The following is a 17944-nucleotide window of genomic DNA, read 5'->3' as shown; positions in this document are numbered from 1 at the left end:
CTCCGCAGCGCTTCCTTCACCTGCCGCAGGGCCTGTCCCTGTGACGACAGACCGCCCTGCTCCAGCAGCACGGGGAAGGTGGACGTGAACCAGCCCACGGTGCGGGAGAGGTCCAGTCCGTCGAACAGCTCCTCCCGGCCATGGCCCTCCAGGTCCACCAACACACGGGCGTGTCCGGTCCACTGGAAGAAGCTCCGGGCCAGCGCGGCGAGGAGCAGCTCGTTGATCCGGTTGTTGTAGGCCCGGGGCGCCTCACGGAGCAGGGAGTGGGTCTCCTCCGGTGTCAGCCAGCTGGAGACCGTGGCCATCGTGCCCAGCGTGTCGTGTGCTGCCTCCTGGGGCGCATCGACCGGCAGCGGGACCAGGGCCGTCCCCGCCAATCCCAGCCAATGCTGCGCGGAGCTGGCGACTCGCGTGGGGCCATCCTTCTCCAGACGGCGGGCCCAGTGCGGGAACGACGTGGTCCGCGCGGGCAGTCGCACGGGTTCGCCGCGCTGGAGCTGCCGGTATGCGGCGTCCAGGTCCTCCAGCAAAATCTGCCAGGAGACCGAGTCCACGACCAGGTGGTGCGCCGCCAGCAGGAGGCGCTCCCGTGGGGAGCCTTCCACCCGGATCAGGGCCGCCCGAATCAGCGGTCCCTCCGCGAGTGACAGGCTGGCCTGGAGTCGCCCGGCGGCCTCTTGCACCGCCTGCTCGTCACCTCCACGCGCCTCCAGCAACTCGAGCGATACCGCGTCCTCCGGCGGCGCGACGTGCTGCTGCCAGCCCGATGGCGAGCGGGTGAAGCGCAGGCGCAGGGCCTCGTGCTGTCGCAGCAGGTGCTGGAGCGCACTCGACAGGTGCTCCACCTCCACGCGGCCGGCGGCTTCGAGCAGGCACGACTGGTTGAAGTGGTGGGGCGAGGGCAGGTCCAGTTCGAAGAACCAGCGCTGGATGGGCGTGAGCGGCACCGCGCCGCTGGCCTCGGCTTCCTCGGGGGCGGCGTGGAGCGGAGTGGCCACGGCGGCCAGCTCCTCGATGACGGGGTGCTCGAAGATGTCCCGCACCAGCAGCTTGAGTCCGGCCTGGGTGGCGCGAGCGACGATGCGCATGCTGAGGATCGAATCCCCGCCCAGCTCGAAGAAGTTGTCCTGGACGCCCACGCGCTCCAGCTTGAGCGTCTCCGCCCAGATGGCGGCCAGCGTCTGCTCGGCGTGAGTGCGGGGCGCGACGAAGCTCCCCGCTTCCTCCGAAGGTGCCTGGGGCGCGGGAAGGGCGCGTGAGTCCGTCTTGCCGTTGGGCGTGAGCGGCAGCGCTGGCAGGTTCACGAGCGCGGACGGCACCATGTACGCGGGCAGCCGCTCCTGGAGGAACTGGCCGAGTTCCGCCAGGTCGAGCACCTGCCCGGCGTGGGGGACGGCGTAGGCCACGAGCCTCCGGTTGTCCGGCACGTCCTCCCGCACGAGCGCCACCGCCTCGCGCACCGAGGGATGCCGCAGCAGCGTCGCTTCAATCTCTCCCAGCTCGATGCGGAAGCCGCGCAGCTTCACCTGATGGTCGCCTCGGCCGAGGAACTCGATGGCGCCGTCCGGCAACAGGCGCACGCGATCCCCGGTCCGGTAGAGCCGGCCTCCGGGCTCCTTCGCGAACGGATCCGGCGTGAAGCGCGTGGCGGTGTGCTCCGGGTGGTGGAGGTAGCCTCGCGCCAGTCCCTCGCCTCCAAGGTACAGCTCGCCCGGGACGCCGATGGGGACCGGTTGCAGTTGCGCGTCCAGCACGTGCGCGCGCGTGTTGGAGATGGGTCCGCCGATGGGCAGGTTGGTCGCGCCGGGAGGCACCCGGTCCACGCGCCAGGACGTTGCGAACGTGGTGCTCTCGGTGGGGCCGTAGACGTGCTGGAGCTCACCGGGCGCGGACTGCTCCAGGGCCTCGCGCACCCAGCGGGGGTTGACCTGTTCGCCCCCGAAGAGGACGTAGCGCAGCGAGCGGAAGGCCCGGGGCGCCTCCCGGATGACCTGGTTGAAGAGCGCGGTGGTCAGGAACAGCACGCTGATCCGCCGCGCTTCGAGGAACGTGGCGAACTCCGGCGGGGACAGCGTCACGTCACGGCCCACCCCCACCACCGCGGCGCCATGCAGCAGCGCTCCCCAGATTTCGAAGGTCGCGGCGTCGAAGGACGCATTCGACGCCTGGGCGATCCGGTCGGTCGGCTCCAGCTTCACGTAGCGCGCGCCGAGCACCAGCCGGTTCACCGCCCGGTGCGTCACCATGACGCCCTTGGGCTGCCCGGTGGAGCCGGACGTGTAGATGGCGTAGGCGAGCTGCTCCGGATCCACGTCCCAGGACGGGTTCTCGGCGCTCTCGCGGGCGACCTGTTCCCAGTCCGCATCCAGGCGCACGCGCCGCGCCCCGGTGTGCGGCAGGCCCTCGGCGTGGCGCTCCTCGGTCAGCAGCACGGGGGCGCGGGTGTCCGCGAGCATGAAGGCGATGCGCTCGGCGGGGTAGCTCGGATCCAACGGGACGTAGGCGCCCCCGGCCTTGAGGATGCCCAGCATGGCGACCAGCATCTCCGGCGAGCGCTCCACGCAGAGCGCCACCATCGATTCAGGGCCCACGCCCAGCGCGCGCAGGTGGTGCGCGAGCTGGTTGGCCCGCCCGTTGAGCTCACGGTAGGTCCAACGCCGCTCCCCGTACTCCACGGCCACGGCCTCCGGCGTCCGCGCCACCTGCGCCTCCACGAGGCGATGGAGGGGCTGCTGACGGGGGAAGTCGGTCCACGTCTGGTTCCACTCCTCCACCACGAGCCGCCGCTCGCTCTCCGCCATGGCGGGCAGTTCGCCTACGCGCTGGTGCGGGTGCGCGAGCAGGGCCGCGAGCAGCGTCTCGAAGGTGGCCGCCATGCGGCTGATCGTCGCGACTCCCAGCCGGGTCGGGTCGTAGCTGAGCCGCGCGTTCAACGGGGCGCCGGGAAGGACGACGAGCGCGAGCGGGTAGTGGGCCCGCTCCAGGTCGTGCAGGTTGAGGATCTCCAGGTCCGCGACCGCGCCGTCCATGGGGTAGTTCTCGAAGACCACCATGCTCTCGAAGAGCGAGGTGCCCTGGGGCACTTCGCTCCAGCGCTGGATCTCCGCCAGCGGCGCGTAGGCGTACTGGCTGCCCTGCTGGAGCCGCGCCTGGAGCTGCTGGAGCCACGGCACGAGCTGCGCGTCCGGGGCCACGTGCGCACGCAGGGGCAGGGTGTTGATGAACAGCCCCACCATGTCCTCGATGCGCGGCAGCTCCGCCGGACGTCCGGAGACGGTCGCGCCCCAGACCACGTCCTGTGTGCCACCGTAGCGGCTCAGCATCAGGGCCCACGCGCCCTGCACCAGCGTGTTGGGCGTGAGCCGGTGCTCACGGGCCAGCGCTTCGAGTCGGGACCCCGGCAGACGCAGCACGTGGCTTGCGCGGGCGCCCCGGCGGATGTCCGCGCGGGCCGGCTCGGCGGAGGGCAGCGGCGTCGGCGCGGTGAAGCCCGCGAGCGTCTGGCGCCAGTAGCGCTCCGCCGCGGGAAGGTCCTGCCGGTGGAGCCAGTCGATGTACGCGCGGAAGGCCGGCACGGCGTTCGCCGGCGTTGGCTGGCCCTGTCGCGCGGCGTGGTACGCGGTGAGCACCTGACGCAGCAGCAGCGAGAGCGACCAGCCATCCATCAGCAGGTGGTGATGGCTGCAGAGGAACTCACAAGCCTCGTCGCCGACCCGGATGAGCGTGCAGCGCATCAGCGGCGCCCGATCCAAGGCGAACCCGCGCTGGCGGTCGTCCTCGAGCAGGGAGGCCATGCGCCCCTGTCGCTCGCTCTCGCTCAGTCCGCGCCAGTCCAGCTCACGCCAGGGCAGCTCCACGCGGGAGTGGACCACCTGCACCGGATGGGCGAGCGCGTCCCAGTGGAACGAGGTGCGCAGCAGGGGGTTGTCCTCCACCGCCTGCGTCCATGCGCGTTGGAAGGCGCCCGCGTTCAGCCCGTCGCGGAAGCGCAGGGTGAGCTGCTCGAAGTAGATCCCCGTCTCCGGCGCGTAGAGCGAGTGGAACAGCAGCCCCTGCTGCATGGGCGCCAGCGCGTAGATGTCCTCGATGTTCCCGGGCTCCGTGCCCGCCGCGTGGAGGCGGGAGCGCAGCGTCTGGAGTTCAGCCGGCGTCAGGGCCGCGGCGGGGAAGTCCCCAGACGCTGTCTCCGGGGTCCGGACGGGACGCTCGCCCTGGATGATGTCGCGCAGGGCCTTCAGGAACGCCTGGGCGAGGCGTTCGATGGTGGCCTTCGAGTGGATGCCAGGCGCGTGGATCCACTCCACCTGGAGCTGGCCCTGGCGCACGGCGGCCACCAGGTCGAGCAGGTAGCGCCGACGGTTGCGGGGGCCATGCTCCCGCCCCCTCGGTTCGTCGGCCACCGAGAACACGGCGTCCCCGGGCAGGAGCTGATCCAACTGGCCCAGGTAGTTGAAGCTGAGCTCCGGCGCGGGGCCCTCCGCGAGCTGGCGCCGCAGCGTTTCGTCAGGCCCCAGGTAGTGCAGCAGCCCGTGGCCGATGCCCCTCCGGGGGATGGCCTGGAGCTGCGCCTTGACCGAGTGGAGTGCCTCCACGGGATCGGCGATCCGCCCCTGCCCCAACAGCACGGGGAAGACGGAGGTGAACCAGCCCACGGTGCGGGAGAGGTCCACCCCTTCGCCCATCGGCTCGCGTCCGTGCCCCTCCAGCGCGACGAGCAGGGGCGACACGTTCGCGGCCTCGTGGAAGCTTCGCGCGAGCGCCGAGAGCAGCACGTCGTTGATCCGCGTGCCATGCGCGGCCGGAACATCGCGCAGCAGGGCGCGGGTCTCCTCGGCACCCAGGCTGACGAGGACCGTCGCGCTCGCGCCCAGGGTGTTCGCCTCCGCTGGTGTTCCTAGCTCGGGGCGCAGCGTGGGGACGGAACCGCGCGGTGCGGCCCAGAAGTCCCGCTCACGCGCCAGCTCCGGGGAGCGGGCATGCTCCTCCAGCCGCGCTGCCCACTCCTTGAAGGAGGTCGTCTTGGGCGGCAGTTGGAGCGCCTCTCCACGGCCGAGCTGTGTGTAGAGCGTCTCCAGGTCCTCCAGCAGGATGCGCCAGGAGACGGCGTCCACCGCCAGATGGTGGACGGCGAGCAGCAGCCGCCCCGACTCTCCCTCGCCCCGGTCGAAGAGGACCGCGCGCAAGAGGGGGCCCTGTCGCAGATCCAGGCGGGCCTGCGCCTCGTTCGCGGCGGCCTCCATCGCGTGGGCCCGCGCGTCCTCGGGGAGCGCGCCCAGGTCCACCCGGTGCAGCGCGGCGGGCTCACCGGGGGCGGCCAGCCGCTGGCTCCAGCCGGTGCCCATGCGGATGAAGCGCAGGCGCAGCGCATCGTGATGGCCCAGCAGGTGTTCGAGCACCCGCGCGAGCCCCTCCTGATTCAATCCGGGCGGCGTCTTCAACAGGAGGGACTGGTTGAAGTGGTGCGGCTCCACGGGCTCCAGCTCGAAGTACCAGTGCTGGATGGGCGTCAGCGGGACTTCGCCCGTGACCGCGGTCTGTTCGGCCACGGCGGTGGGGAGGGTGGAGACCGCGACGGCGGCCAGCTCCGCGAGGGTCTGGTGCTGGGAGATGTGCTGGGGCGTGAGCTGGAGTCCGGCCCGACGCGCCCGGGTGACGACCAGGATGCCCAGGATGGAGTCGCCGCCCAGTTCGAAGAAGTTGTCGTGACGGCTCACGCGTTCCAGCCGGAGGACCTCGCTCCAGATGGGGGCCAGCCGCAGCTCCGCGTCGGTGCGGGGCGCCTCGCGGGGCGCGTGGGCGTCGTCGCTGACGCGCGTGGGGACGGGCAGCGCGCGCGCGTCCACCTTGCCATTGGGGTTCAACGGCAGCCGGGCCAACGTCATGAACGTCGCCGGCACCATGTGGTCGGGCAGCCGCTCCTTCAGGAAGCGCCGCAGCTCCGCGGGCACCGGGGTCTGCCCTTCGCGCGGCACGACGTAGGCCACCAGTCGCCGGCCGAGCGGCTCGTTGCGGGCCACCACCACGGCTTCGAGCAGCGAGGGGTGCGCGAGCAGGGCCTCCTCGATTTCTCCCAGCTCGATGCGGAAGCCGCGGATCTTCACCTGCTTGTCCTGCCGGCCGAGGAACTCCAGGTTGCCGTCGGGCAGGTGGCGGGCGAAGTCCCCCGTCCGGTACAGCCGCGAGCCGGGGCTCGCGCCGAAGGGGTTGGGGACGAAGCGCTCCGCGCTCAGCGCGGGCCGCTCGAAGTACCCCCGGGCCAGTCCTTCGCCTCCCAGGTACAGCTCTCCCGCCACACCGGTCGGCACCGGCTGCAGGTGCCTGTCGAGCAGGTACACCTGCGTGTTGGCGATGGGCCGTCCGATGGTCGGCGCGCGCTGGGAGGCGCCATCCAGCAGCGCGAAGGTGGAGTAGGTCGTGTCCTCCGAGGGCCCGTAGAGATTGTAGACGCGCCGGACCGAACCCCCCCGGTGGATGCGGCGTACCAGCTCGCTGGAGAAGGGTTCGCCCGCGAGGTTCACGGTGAGCACCGAGGGCGGCAGCCGCCCCACCTTCAACAGCTCGTTGATGGCCGAAGGCACCGTGTTGATGAGGGTGACCTCCGCCGCGGCCTCCAGCGTGGGCAGGTGCAGGGCGTTCTCGGCCATCAGCACCTTGCCGCCCCAGCTCAGCGGGACGAAGAGCTCGAAGACCGAGAGGTCGAAGCAGATGGAGGTGGAGGCGAGGACGCCCGCGTACTCCTCGGGCGTGAACACCGTGCGCGCCCAGTGCAGCAGGGTGACGGCGCTGTGGTGGGTGATGGACACGCCCTTCGGCGTGCCGGTGGAGCCGGAGGTGTACAGCACGTACGCCAGGTTCTCCGCGCGCGACGTGTCGCCCAGGTTGGTGTCGTCCTGATCCGCGCCAGGAACGTCGTCCGGCCCCACGCAGACACAGGTGGCCGTCTGGGAGGGCAGGCGCTCCAACAGCTTGCGCTGCGTGAGGAGCACGGGCGTGCGCGCATCCCCGATCATGAAGCGCAGGCGCTCCTCGGGGTAGGCGGGATCCAGCGGGACATAGGTGCCGCCCGCCTTGAGGATCGCCAGCAATCCCAGCACCAGCTCCAGCGAGCGCTCCACGCAGACGCCGACCCGCACCTCGGGCCCCACCCCGAGCGAGCGCAGGTGCCGGGCGAGCCGATTGGCGCGCGCGTTCAGCTCGCGGTAGTCCAGCCGCCGCCCGCCATCCACCAGCGCCTCGGCCTCCGGGGTCCGCGCGGCCTGGGCCTCGAATAGCTCGTGGATCCGCTGCCCGGTCGGGAAGTCGGCCCGGGTGTCGTTCCAGGTCCGCAAGAGCCGCGCGGCTTCGTCCTCGGAGAGCAGGGGGAGCCGGGAGATGGGCCGGCGCGGCTGTTCCAGCACGCCCCGGAGCAGCGCCACGTAATGCTCCTCCATGCGGCGGAGCGTGGCGGCGTCGAAGAGGTCGGTGTTGTACTTGAAGAAGCCGCCGAGCCCGTCCTGCGTCTCCATCATCTCCAACGTCAGGTCGAACTGCCCCTCCTGCTGCCCCATCGCGAGGGGTTCCAACTGGAGGCCCGCCCACTCCAGCGAGGCGTGTCCGCCCGCCGGTGCCCAGAGCTCCATCAGCGGCTCCAGCCGGGGCGGCTTGTGCAACGCGAACAGCACCTGGAAGACGGGAGACAGGCTCGCGTCGCGGTTGGGCTGGAGCCGCTCGACGAGCAGCGGGAAGGGGTAGTCCTCGTGGCGCATCGCGCCCAGGACGCGCTGCCGCACCTGCGCGAGGAAGTCGCTGAACGTGGGGTCGCCGGACAGGTCCGCGCGCAGGACGACGGGGTTGACGAAGTAGCCCGTCACCTCGGCGAACTCGGACTGGCCGCGTCCGGCCATCAGCGAGCCCACGAGGATGTCCTGCTGATCCGTGTAGCGGTGGAGCAGGACCTGGAACGCGGCCAGCAGCACCGTGTAGACGGTGGCGCTTTCGGACCGGGCCAGCGCCTTGATTTCCTGCGTGAGCGTGCGCCCCAGCCGGAAGCCATGCGAAGCGCCCCGGTACGTCTGCACGGGCGGGCGCGGACGGTCCACCGGCAGGTTCAGCGCGGGCAGCGCGCCTGAAAGCTGCTCCTTCCAGTATCGCTCGAGCCGCTCGCCATCAGGGCCGGCCAGCAGCTCCGCCTGCCAGTCGACGTAGTCGGAGTACGCGCGGGTGAGCGGAGCCAGCTCCGCCCGCGTGCCCTGCCTGCGCGCCTGGTACAGGGCGCCGAGTTCATCCACCAGCACCATCAAGGACCAGAAGTCGATGACGATGTGGTGGAGCGACATCAGCAGCACGTGCTCCCGGGGCGAGAGGGTGAACAGCTCCACCCGCATCAGCGGCCCCTGCTCCAGGTCGAACGGCCGCCGGTAGGAGGCGGACACGCGCGCGGAGAGCTGCTCCTGTGACCCGCCCGACGCGTCCACGAGCTCCAGGTGGGCTTCGCGCTTCGCGTGCACGTGCTGGACGGGCTGGCCTTCCGACAGGGGGAAGGTGGTGCGCAGCGTGGCGTGGCGATCCACGAGGGCCTGGAGCGACTCGCGCAGCGTGGGGATGTCCACCTCCGAGCGCAGGCGGCCCGCGAACGCGACGTTGTAGGCCGGGCTGTCGGGAGCGACCTGGTACAGGTACCAGAGCGCGCGTTGGCCCTGGGAGAGCGGGTGGCGGCGCACCGGAGCCGCCCGTTCCCGGAGCAGTTCGAGGAGCCCGGCCTTGTGGTGCTTGAGGTCGGCGAGGATGGCCGGCGTCAGGACGTTGTTGGGCGCGCGGTAGCGAAGCTTGTCGCCCTCGGCCCACAGCTCCACGCCCTGCCCGGAGAGGTCGCGCAGCAGACGCGACGGCGTCATAGCTCGCCCTCCACCCAGCCGGCGTCCGCGGGGGCGGGGGCCAGCAGGGTGGTCAGGTGTTGTCCCAGGAGATCGACGAGGCTGACCACGCTGAAGCCCTCCATGAATTTCACCACCGGCACATCGGCCTTCAGGTCGTGGCGCAGCCGGGTCCTCAACTGGATGGCCATCAGTGAGTCGAGCCCCAGGACATGCAGCGACTGCCGCACGTCGAGCTGCCGCACCCCCAGCCCGAGCACCCGCGCGACGTGCTCCTGGACGTAGGTGCTCAGCTTCCCGGCGCGCTCCTCCGGCGGCGCTTCCGCGAGCTGTTGCAGGAGCGATGCGCTCGGAGCCTGCTTCACCGTGACGGGGACGGGCAGGGGGGCGCGGATCGCGAGCTCCTCCAGCAGCAGCCGGCGCCGCCGTGCCTCGTACACTTCCTTGAAGGTGCTCCAGTTCACGCGGGCCACGGTGACCTGGGCCGCGCCCGTGGCCATGGCCTGTCCCATGGCCAGCAGGCCGTCCTCCACGCGCATCGCTTCGACGCCAATCTGACGGAGCGTGCTGCCGTACCCTTCGGGGAGCATGCCGCCCTCGCCGATGAGCGCCCAGTTGACAGTCAGCGCGGGCAGGCCGAGCGCGCGCCGGTGGTGCGCCAGGGCGTCGAGGAACTGGTTCGCGGAGGCGTAGCTGGCATGTCCCCGGGCGCCCCAGGTGGAGGAGGCCGAGGAGAAGCAGACGAAGAAGTCCAGCTCCAGGTCCCGCGTCAGGTGGTGCAGCAGCCAGGCTCCCGCCACCTTGGGACGGAACATGCTCGCCAGCGCCCGAGGCGTCGTGTCGGTGAGCGGTTCATAGCCGGCGACCCCCGCCGAGTGGATGACGCCGCGCCACGCGGGCCGCACCGCCGTCGTCGACTTCAGAAGGCGTGAGAGGGCTTCCGCATCGCCGACATCCACCGCATGGCATTCCACCGTGGCGCCCTGCTGCTCCAGGGCCAGGATGGCCTCCGCGCGGCGCTTCTCCTCGGAGCCCTCGGGGAGGTGGGGCCACCGGGAGCGTTCCGGAAGCGTACCCCTGCCGACCAGGACCAGATGCCGCGCGCCCTGACGCACCAGCCAGCGCGCGACCTGGAGCCCCAGGAAGCCGAGCCCTCCGGTGATCAGATAGGCGCCGTCCGCCTTCACGGTGGGCGCACGAGGCTCCTGCGCACCGCGCGGTGCGAGGCGGCAGGCGTAACGATGTCCGCCCCGGAACGCGAGCTGCTCCTCGCCGCCCGACGATGTGAGTTCCGCCAGCAGCGCTCCGGCATCCACGGGCGCGTCGGGATCCAGATCCACGAGCCCGCCCCACGCTTCCGGGTGTTCGAGCGCGATGACTTTCCCCAGACCCCAGAGCGGAGCTTGCGCCACCCCTGGCACCCGGGCGCCAGGGCCGGCCGGCACGGCGCCGCGAGTCACCAGCCACACGGGCGGGGTCCGAGGCATGGCCACCCGTGCCAGGGCCTGCACGAGATGCAGGGCGCCTTCGACGTTGTGTCGCGCGGCTTCCTCCAGCGCCAGGACGTCCTCGGGCCCGGTGCCTTGCTTCGCATCCAGGCTCCACAGGTGCACCACGCCTCGCGGGACGACCCCGGTGCCCAGCACGTGGCGGAGCACGCGCTCGAAGTCGCCGGCATGGGAGGCCGCGACCTCGAACTCCTGCTCGGAGCGTTGGGCAAACGCTTCCGCGGAGTGGATCCGGATGCAGGATTCGCCCCGGGTCTTCAGCAGCGCTTCGAGCTGATCCGCCACGCCCCCGCGATCCGCCAGCACGAGCCAGGGGTTCGCTGGAGCACGAGGCTCCACGGCCGTCGCTTCCCCGGCGCGTGCGAGGAGGACCGCCTGCCGGGAGAGCATTCCTCCCTTGGGATCCGACAACGCGATGATCTCGGAGTGGGGCAGGCCGCTTCGCGCCATCACCTCCTGCCAGCGGGGCGCGGACAGCAGCGGATGCTCCGGCCGCAGCTCGGTGTCGGTGAATCGCCACCAGCCCTCCGTGAGTCCGAAGGTGAGGTCCGTCCAGCGCGCGGGCGCGGTGACCTCCAGCAGCACCAGGGAGCCACCGGGCGCGAGCAGTCGCTGGATGTGCTCCAGGCTCGTGTGCAGCTCCCGTGTCGCATGGAGCACGTTGGCGGCCAGGATGAGGTCGAACGTGTGTTCCTCGAAGCCTTGCGCGCGCGGATCCTGTTCGAGGTCGAGCACCTTGCCCCGCAGGAAGGGCCAGGCGGCGAACCGCTCCCGGGCCTGGGAGACGAACATCGGAGAGACGTCACTGAAGACGTACTCGGTCCGCTCGCGAGGAAGGATGGGCAGCACATGGGCCGTGGTCCCGCCGCTCCCCGCGCCAAGCTCGAGGATGCGCAAGGGCTTCTGGGGGCGCTGTGAGAGCCACCAGGACAGGGTGCTCCGGACCAACTGGTTCATCGGCAGGAACGAAGAGGACCCTTCGTAGAGCCGGGCGGTGGTCGACAGGTCGCCTTCGGGGAAGAGGAGCTGGAGTGGATCCTGCTCCCCGCGAAGCACCGCACCCAGGGACGTCCCGCAGCGATCGAGCAGCTCCAGCTCCACCGCGGGCGGGTGTGCGCCCGGACGGCCCACCCAGGTTTCAAGTGAGGCTTCCTCGGGAGTTCGCAGCACCTGCCAGTGCGCACCGTCGCGCCGCAGCACCCCTTCTTCCGAGAGGATTTCGAGCAGCCGGCCCAGCAGCCGATGGTGCCGGGCGACGACGTTCAGCCGCGATGCGAGGGCGGGGGTCGTGAACTGATCTCCACGCGGGAACGTCCAGCCGAGCTGCTGGAAGGCCTGCACGACGTAGGCCGCGCTCAGCGCTTCGAGTCGGTGGAAGAGCGAGTCCTGGGCCGTGAGATCCTGCCCGGCGACAAGCCGCGCCAGCTCGGCCCGCAGGGGGATGCGAGCCTCCTCGGGGAAGGGTCCGCCCTCGCGCGCGGGCAGGAGCACCGGACCCTGATCACGCCACTCGGACGTGTAGAGCCAGGACTGCCAGGGCTTCGCCGCGCGGCCCTGCAAGGCCTCCGGGGTGGCCCGCTTGAACAGCATGCCTTCGACGCGCGCCAGCGGTCGGCCCTCGGAGGTGAAGAAGTCGAGGTCGACGGTGAAGGTCTCCGCCCCCTCGCGCGCACCTGCGTGGAGGCGGGCCCGGCTCCACACTTCGGTGCCCGGGGTCGCGTCCACCGTGAACCGCTCGATGCTCACGGGCATGTACGTCCCCGTGGAGAGGGCCCCATAGGTCACCTGGAGCGCGGCATCGAGCAGCACGGGATGCAGCAGGTAGTCGCCAGCCTCCCTCGCGATGTGCCCAGGAAGCCGGATCCGGCCGAGCGCCTCTCCCTCGCGTCCCCAGAGTTCCTCGACGGCCTGGAAGCTGGGCCCGTAGTGGATGGAGCGCGCATCCATGCGCGTGTAGAAGCCGTCCACCTTCTGGCCACCGGGGATCCGGCGGTCAGCGACCTCCAGGTCGGGAGTGGACGGGGACACGGGGCGGCTCACCAGCCTGCCGGAGACGTGGAGGGTCCACGTAGGCTGCTCCGCGTCGTCCTCCTCCGGACCGATGCTGGAGATGCGGAAGGCGAACGCGCGAGCACCTTCTTCGGGCACGAGGACGGTCTGGAGTGTCCGGGGCTCGTCGGGTGACAGGAGCATCGCCTGCTGGAGGACGATGTCCTCGAGGGCGAAGGCCTCCGAGCCGAACACCGCGGAGCCCGCGGACAGCGCCATCTCCAGGTAGGCCGCGCCGGGCAGGACGATGGATTCGTGGACGACGTGCTCGGCCAGGTACGCGGGGGCGTTGGCGTGGAGCGTGGACTCGAACTGGATCGCCTCCAGCGCGGAGCGGAGCCGCCGGCCTCGCAGCGGATGGCTCCGACCGCCCTCGCGCGCACGGGGCGTGGCGACCGTCGTCGGGGACGAGCTGAACCAGGCGCGTTCGCGCTGGAAGGGATAGGTCGGCAGCGAGACCTTGCGCCCCGGCTCGTGGCGATGGAGTGCGGTCCAGTCCACCCGGGCCCCTCGCGCATAGAGCGTGGCCAGGCTCTGGAGCAGTTGCTGCTCGTCGTCGATGCCGGGCCGCAGGCTGGGAAGCCAGACGCCGGCGTCCTCGGGCAGGCACTGTCGCCCCATTCCGAGCAGGGTGGGCTTCGGGCCCAGCTCCAGGAAGGTGTCGCAGCCCAGTGCGTGGAGCGTCCGCATCCCTTCCGCGAACCGGACGGGCGCGCGGACATGGCGGCACCAGTAGGCCGCGGTGGTGAGCTCCGGACCCGCGAGCGCCCCGGTGACGTTGGAGATGACGCCGATGCGCGGAGGCCGGAAGTCGATGCCGGAGGCGACGCGCTCGAACTCCGCCAGCATCGGCTCCATCAGGGCGGAGTGGAAGGCGTGGGAGACCGTCAGCGCGCTGCCCTGGACGCCGCGCTCCTTCAGCGTCGCGGCGAGTCCTCGCACGGCCTCGTCGGGGCCGGAGATGACGACGCTGGCCGGGCCGTTGATGGCGGCGATCGACACGGGCGCCCCGCTGGCGCGGATCGCTTCGGCGACCTGCTCCTCGCCAGCAAGGAGCGCCATCATCGTCCCACCGGAGGGGAGGGCCTGCATCAGCCGCGCCCGGCTGGCCACCAGCCGCAGTCCTTCTTCGAGGCTGAACACGCCGGCCACGCAGGCCGCGACGTACTCGCCCAGGCTGTGCCCCATGACCAGGTCCGGCACGATGCCCCAGGAGCCCCACAGCTCGGCCAGCGCGTACTCCACGGCGAAGAGGGCGGGCTGGGTGAAGCGGGTCTCATGGAGGGGCGAGAAGGCCCCCGACGCCGGATACAGCACGTCCCACAACGAGGCCCCGAGCAGGGGACGCAGCAGCGAGTCACAGCGGTCGAAGGCCCGCCGGTAGACGGGCTGCGTTTCGTGGAGCTGGCGAGCCATGCCCACGGACTGCGCGCCCTGTCCGGTGAAGAGGAACGCCCGCTTGCCCACGGACGGACGGGGTCCCGGCTCCTGGCTGGCGAACGTGGCCAGGGCTTCGCGCAACTGCTCGGGAGTTTGTGCGACGAAGGCCTGCCGGTGGTCCAGGTGCGCGCGCCCCGTGCTGGCCGTAAAGCAGAGGTCCTGGAGCGAGGGCGCGTGCGCGCTGGCCTGGGCCTCTTCATGGGCACGGGCGAGCTGCCGCAGCGCGGGACCGCTCCTGGCGGAGAGCGCCAGCAGGTGGTGTCGGTGTGCGACCGGGTCGCGACGCGGGGCTGGTGCGGGTGCCTCTTCCACGATGACGTGGGCGTTGGTGCCGCTGAAGCCGAACGCGCTCACGCCCGCGATGCGGCGGCGTCCCGGCTCGCCGCGCCAGGGCAGTGGCTCGGTGGGGATGCGCGCGGGAATGGTGTCGAGCCGGATCTGCGGGTTGAGCCGCGCGAGGTGCAGGTGGCGGGGGAGGGTCTCGTGCTGGAGCGAGAGGACGACCTTGAGCAACCCCGCGAGCCCCGCCGCCGCCTCGGTGTGGCCGATGTTCGTCTTCACCGAACCGATCGTCAGGGGCTGCTCGGGCGTTCGCCCCGCGCCGTACACCGCGCCCAGGGCGTTGAGCTCCACTGGATCTCCCAGCGGCGTGCCGGTGCCATGGGCCTCGACGTAGGAGACCTCCGAAGGCGCCACACGCGCGTCGGCCAGGGCCTTGCGGATCACGGCCTCCTGGGCGAGCCCGTTCGGAGCGGTGAGGCCGTTGCTCGCGCCATCCTGGTTGATGGCCGTTCCGCGGAGCACCGCGAGGACGGTGTCTCCGTCCGCGAGCGCCTGGGACAAGCGCTTCAGGATGACCGCGCCACAGCCCTCGCTGCGCGAGTACCCATTGGCGCCCGCGTCAAAGGTCTTGCAGCGCCCATCCGGCGAGAGCATCCCCGCCTGGGCGAAGGTGACATTCAGCTCCGGAGACAGCAGCAGGTTCACGCCCGACGCGAGCGCCACGGTGCACTCGCCCTGGCGCAGGCTCTGGGCCGCCAGGTGGACCGCGACGAGGGAAGAAGAGCACGCCGTGTTGACGGTGATGGCGGGGCCCTGGAGGCCGAGGAAATAGGACAGGCGTCCCGAAGCGAGCGCGCTGGAGTTGCCGGTCGCGAAGTACGGGCCCAGCTCCTGCGGCGACTGCTGCCGGAGCTGAAGCGATTCGTAGTCGTGGGAGAAGATGCCGGTGAACACGCCGGTGGGCGTGCCCGCCAGGGATTCGGGATTCAGCCCCGCGTTCTCCAGTGCCTCCCAGGACACCTCGAGCAGCAGCCGGTGCTGCGGATCAATGGAGCCCGCCTCCCGGGGTGAGATCCGGAAGAACGAGGCATCGAATCCGTCGATGCGCTCCAGGAACCCGCCGTGCCGGGGGAAGGGGTCGTCAGCGCCCGGCCGCGAGGCATGCAGCGAGAGCAACTCCCCGCGCGAGTGGGGGATGGCGCTGATGGCGTCCGTGCCCTGGTGCAGCAGCGACCAGTAGGCAGCAGGGCTGGTGGCACCCCCTGGGAAGCGGCACGCCATGCCGATGATCGCGACAGGCTCGTGCGACGTCTCCGCCCGCGAGGCGCCCTCACCGGAGAGTCCGCGGGGCTCGTCGGAGGCCTCGTCCTGGACCCGCGTCCGCTCGGGAGCGCGGGCGGTGGAGGCGCCGCCCCGGGCCTGCTCCTCGAAGTGCTGGACGAGGGCGGCCGGGGTCCCGTGACGGAAGAAGAGGGTGGACTCCACCGACGCGCCGAAGTGCCGACCGAGCAGCGAGGCCAGCTCCATCAGGTCGAGCGAGTCCAGGCCCATCTCGTTCAAGGAGGCGCGGGGCGCGAACGCCGCCGTGCGTCGCTCGCCGAGCACCTGTCGGATGGCGGCCTCGACGGTGTCCGTGACGGCGGGGCGCCCCTGGGCCCCTGGGGTGGAGACCGGGGCCCCCTGGCCGCGCGTCCGCGTGCGCAGCTCGTAGGAGATCCGCACGCCCGCGCCCTGGTTGTCGGTGTCCTCCGGGCGGTAGTCGGGCACCAGTCCGACGATGGAGGCGCCGTGCGCCTCGTGGAACCGGAGGATGGAGTCCACGCGCTTGCCGCTGCCGTCCTTCAGCTGGAGGTAGTCCCGCTGCGGCAGGTGCGCATGTGCCGGGTAGTCCCGGCAGCGGGTGATGCCCACCACGCGTTCGACGTCGCTCAGCAGCGTGCAGTGCTGGAGCATGAATTCGAGGAGTTGATCCCCCAACCCAAAGCGTTGCATCTCCGGCAGGACGTTCAATCCCAACAATTGGATGAGCGCTCCGCCCGGCGCATGCAGGGCGCCCAGCTCCGAGTGCCTCGCCCGCGCCAGCAGGGACTCCTCCGTGATGCGCTGCGAATAGACGACGCCCGCCGTGCGGCCCTCAAGCTCCAGGAGGAGGTTGCCCTCCGGGGACTGCTCCAGCCGGGACCGCAGCTGCCGCTCCGAGGCCCGCAGCGCAGGAGGCATGCACGCCTCTTCCAACTGGAGCAGGGCGGGCAGATCCTCCAGCCGTGCGTGGCGCACGGTGTAGGGGCGCTTCTCGAAGTGGCTCAGGGTGATGCGGGTGAAGGGGAACGTCCGAGGCGAGCGGCGAGGAAAGCCGAGCTTCGGGAACAGGCCCGCCTCCGCCGCGGCGAGCAGGAAGACGTGGGGCTCCACCAGGTACTGCTTCGAGAACGCGTGGTACGCGTCGAAGTGGAGGTTCTCGCACTGGTCCAGGAAGCGGTGGACCGTTTCAGGCGGGAGGCTGTGGACCTCGAGCAGGAGCAGGCCGTGCTCCGTCACCACGTCCGCCCAGCGCTGGAAGTGCTCGACGAGGCTCTGGAACATGACGCCGGGAGGGATGAGCGCCCCCTTCGGATCCACATACACGCCCTGGAGCGGAAGCCGGGCCCGCGCCTCCGTCTCCCGAGGCCGAGCGGGAGGGATGTAGGGGCGGTCGTGGTCCAGGAACGAGCGCACGTGCAGGGTGCGTTCGAGCTCTGGAAGTCCGAGCGCGCGCAGGTCCGCCATCAGCCGGGCCGGGTCTCCGATGTCTCCATGGACGACGAGGTGGGGCACCTCCGCCAGGGTCTTCGCGGTGGCGGCGCGCGCCGCTTCGTTGACGTCCGCGCCGATGAAGAGGACGGGGTGCTGCTCCAGGTGCTGGCCCCGGGCGGTGCGTGAGCGGATGAGCGCATGAATGCGCAGCAGGAACGTCCCATCCCCGCAGCCCATGTCGATGACGTACCGGGGCTGGGCTTCGAGGGGCAGGCGGTCGAACATCGCGAGGACGACGTCATCGACCTCCTGGAAGAAGCGCTCGTGCTGGAAGCCGCTGGCGACGACGTTGGTGGTGCGGTCGACATGGCTTTCGGCGCCGCCGTGCGCCCGCTCGAATGCGGCCTGGGCATCCCCGAACAGCAATTCAGGCATCCGCGCGAGCATCGGAGCGTAGGAGGCAGTGGTCCCGGCGATGAGGCCGCGCTGCGTCAGGAAGCGCCCGGCGTCGGTGAGCTGGAGGCCCTCTGGCACGGGCTCCGCCCAACCCTTGCTCAGGAACAGGGCGTCCAATTCCTCGCGGACCGAAGGGCTCACGCCGACAGGCCAGGGCAGCGTCCCAGGGGCCGAGGGTCCAGGGCCCGCGCGACCCAGCGAGGACAACAGGGGGACGAGCAGGACCCCGTCCAGGAGATCCGCGAGCAACGGATCCGTGACGTTCCACCGTTGTCGTGAGCGGGCAATCCACCGCGAGAGGGGGCCGCCTGGCTCTCCGGGCGACAGGTAGCGGGCCATGGAAAGGCCGCTCAGCTCGAGCAGATCCGAAGGGAGCTGCTGGTGGAGTCCGGCCTCGGGGGTGACCTGATAGGTGCCAGCCTCATCGCGTGAAAGCCAACCCAGTGCGTGAAGCATCCGGAGCGCGGCCTGGATGTGCCCGGTGTTCGCGCCCAGCGCTTCCGCGAGGGATTCCAGGGTCTTGGGTTGCTCCAGGCTGGAGAAGAGCCCCTTTTGCTTGCATGCGACGATGACGGGGACCGACACGAAGCCATGGGCGTAGCGATTGATGAGTCGCAGCAT

Annotated in this window: 2 protein-coding genes (1 of these 2 cut by a window edge); both read right to left on the bottom strand. The window is 71.1% G+C overall.

From position 1 onward, the window contains the following. Positions 1–8876: the 5' portion of a non-ribosomal peptide synthetase gene (locus tag OV208_RS08945; protein ID WP_267573394.1), read on the bottom strand. It extends 460 nt beyond the left edge of the window; the window shows 8876 of its 9336 coding nt (coding positions 1–8876); it begins with the start codon at positions 8874–8876; the stop codon falls past the left edge of the window. Beyond that, entirely contained in the window at positions 8873–17944 is a 9072-nt protein-coding gene (locus OV208_RS08940) for a type I polyketide synthase (protein ID WP_267573393.1), read from the bottom strand. The genes OV208_RS08945 and OV208_RS08940 overlap by 4 nt, the downstream gene beginning before the upstream one ends.

It is taken from the genome of Corallococcus sp. bb12-1 (genome assembly GCF_026626765.1).
Taxonomy (GTDB): Bacteria; Myxococcota; Myxococcia; order Myxococcales; family Myxococcaceae; genus Corallococcus; species Corallococcus terminator.
Note: the sequence above shows the minus strand (reverse complement) of the source record. Positions and strands in the feature narration are given on the sequence as shown.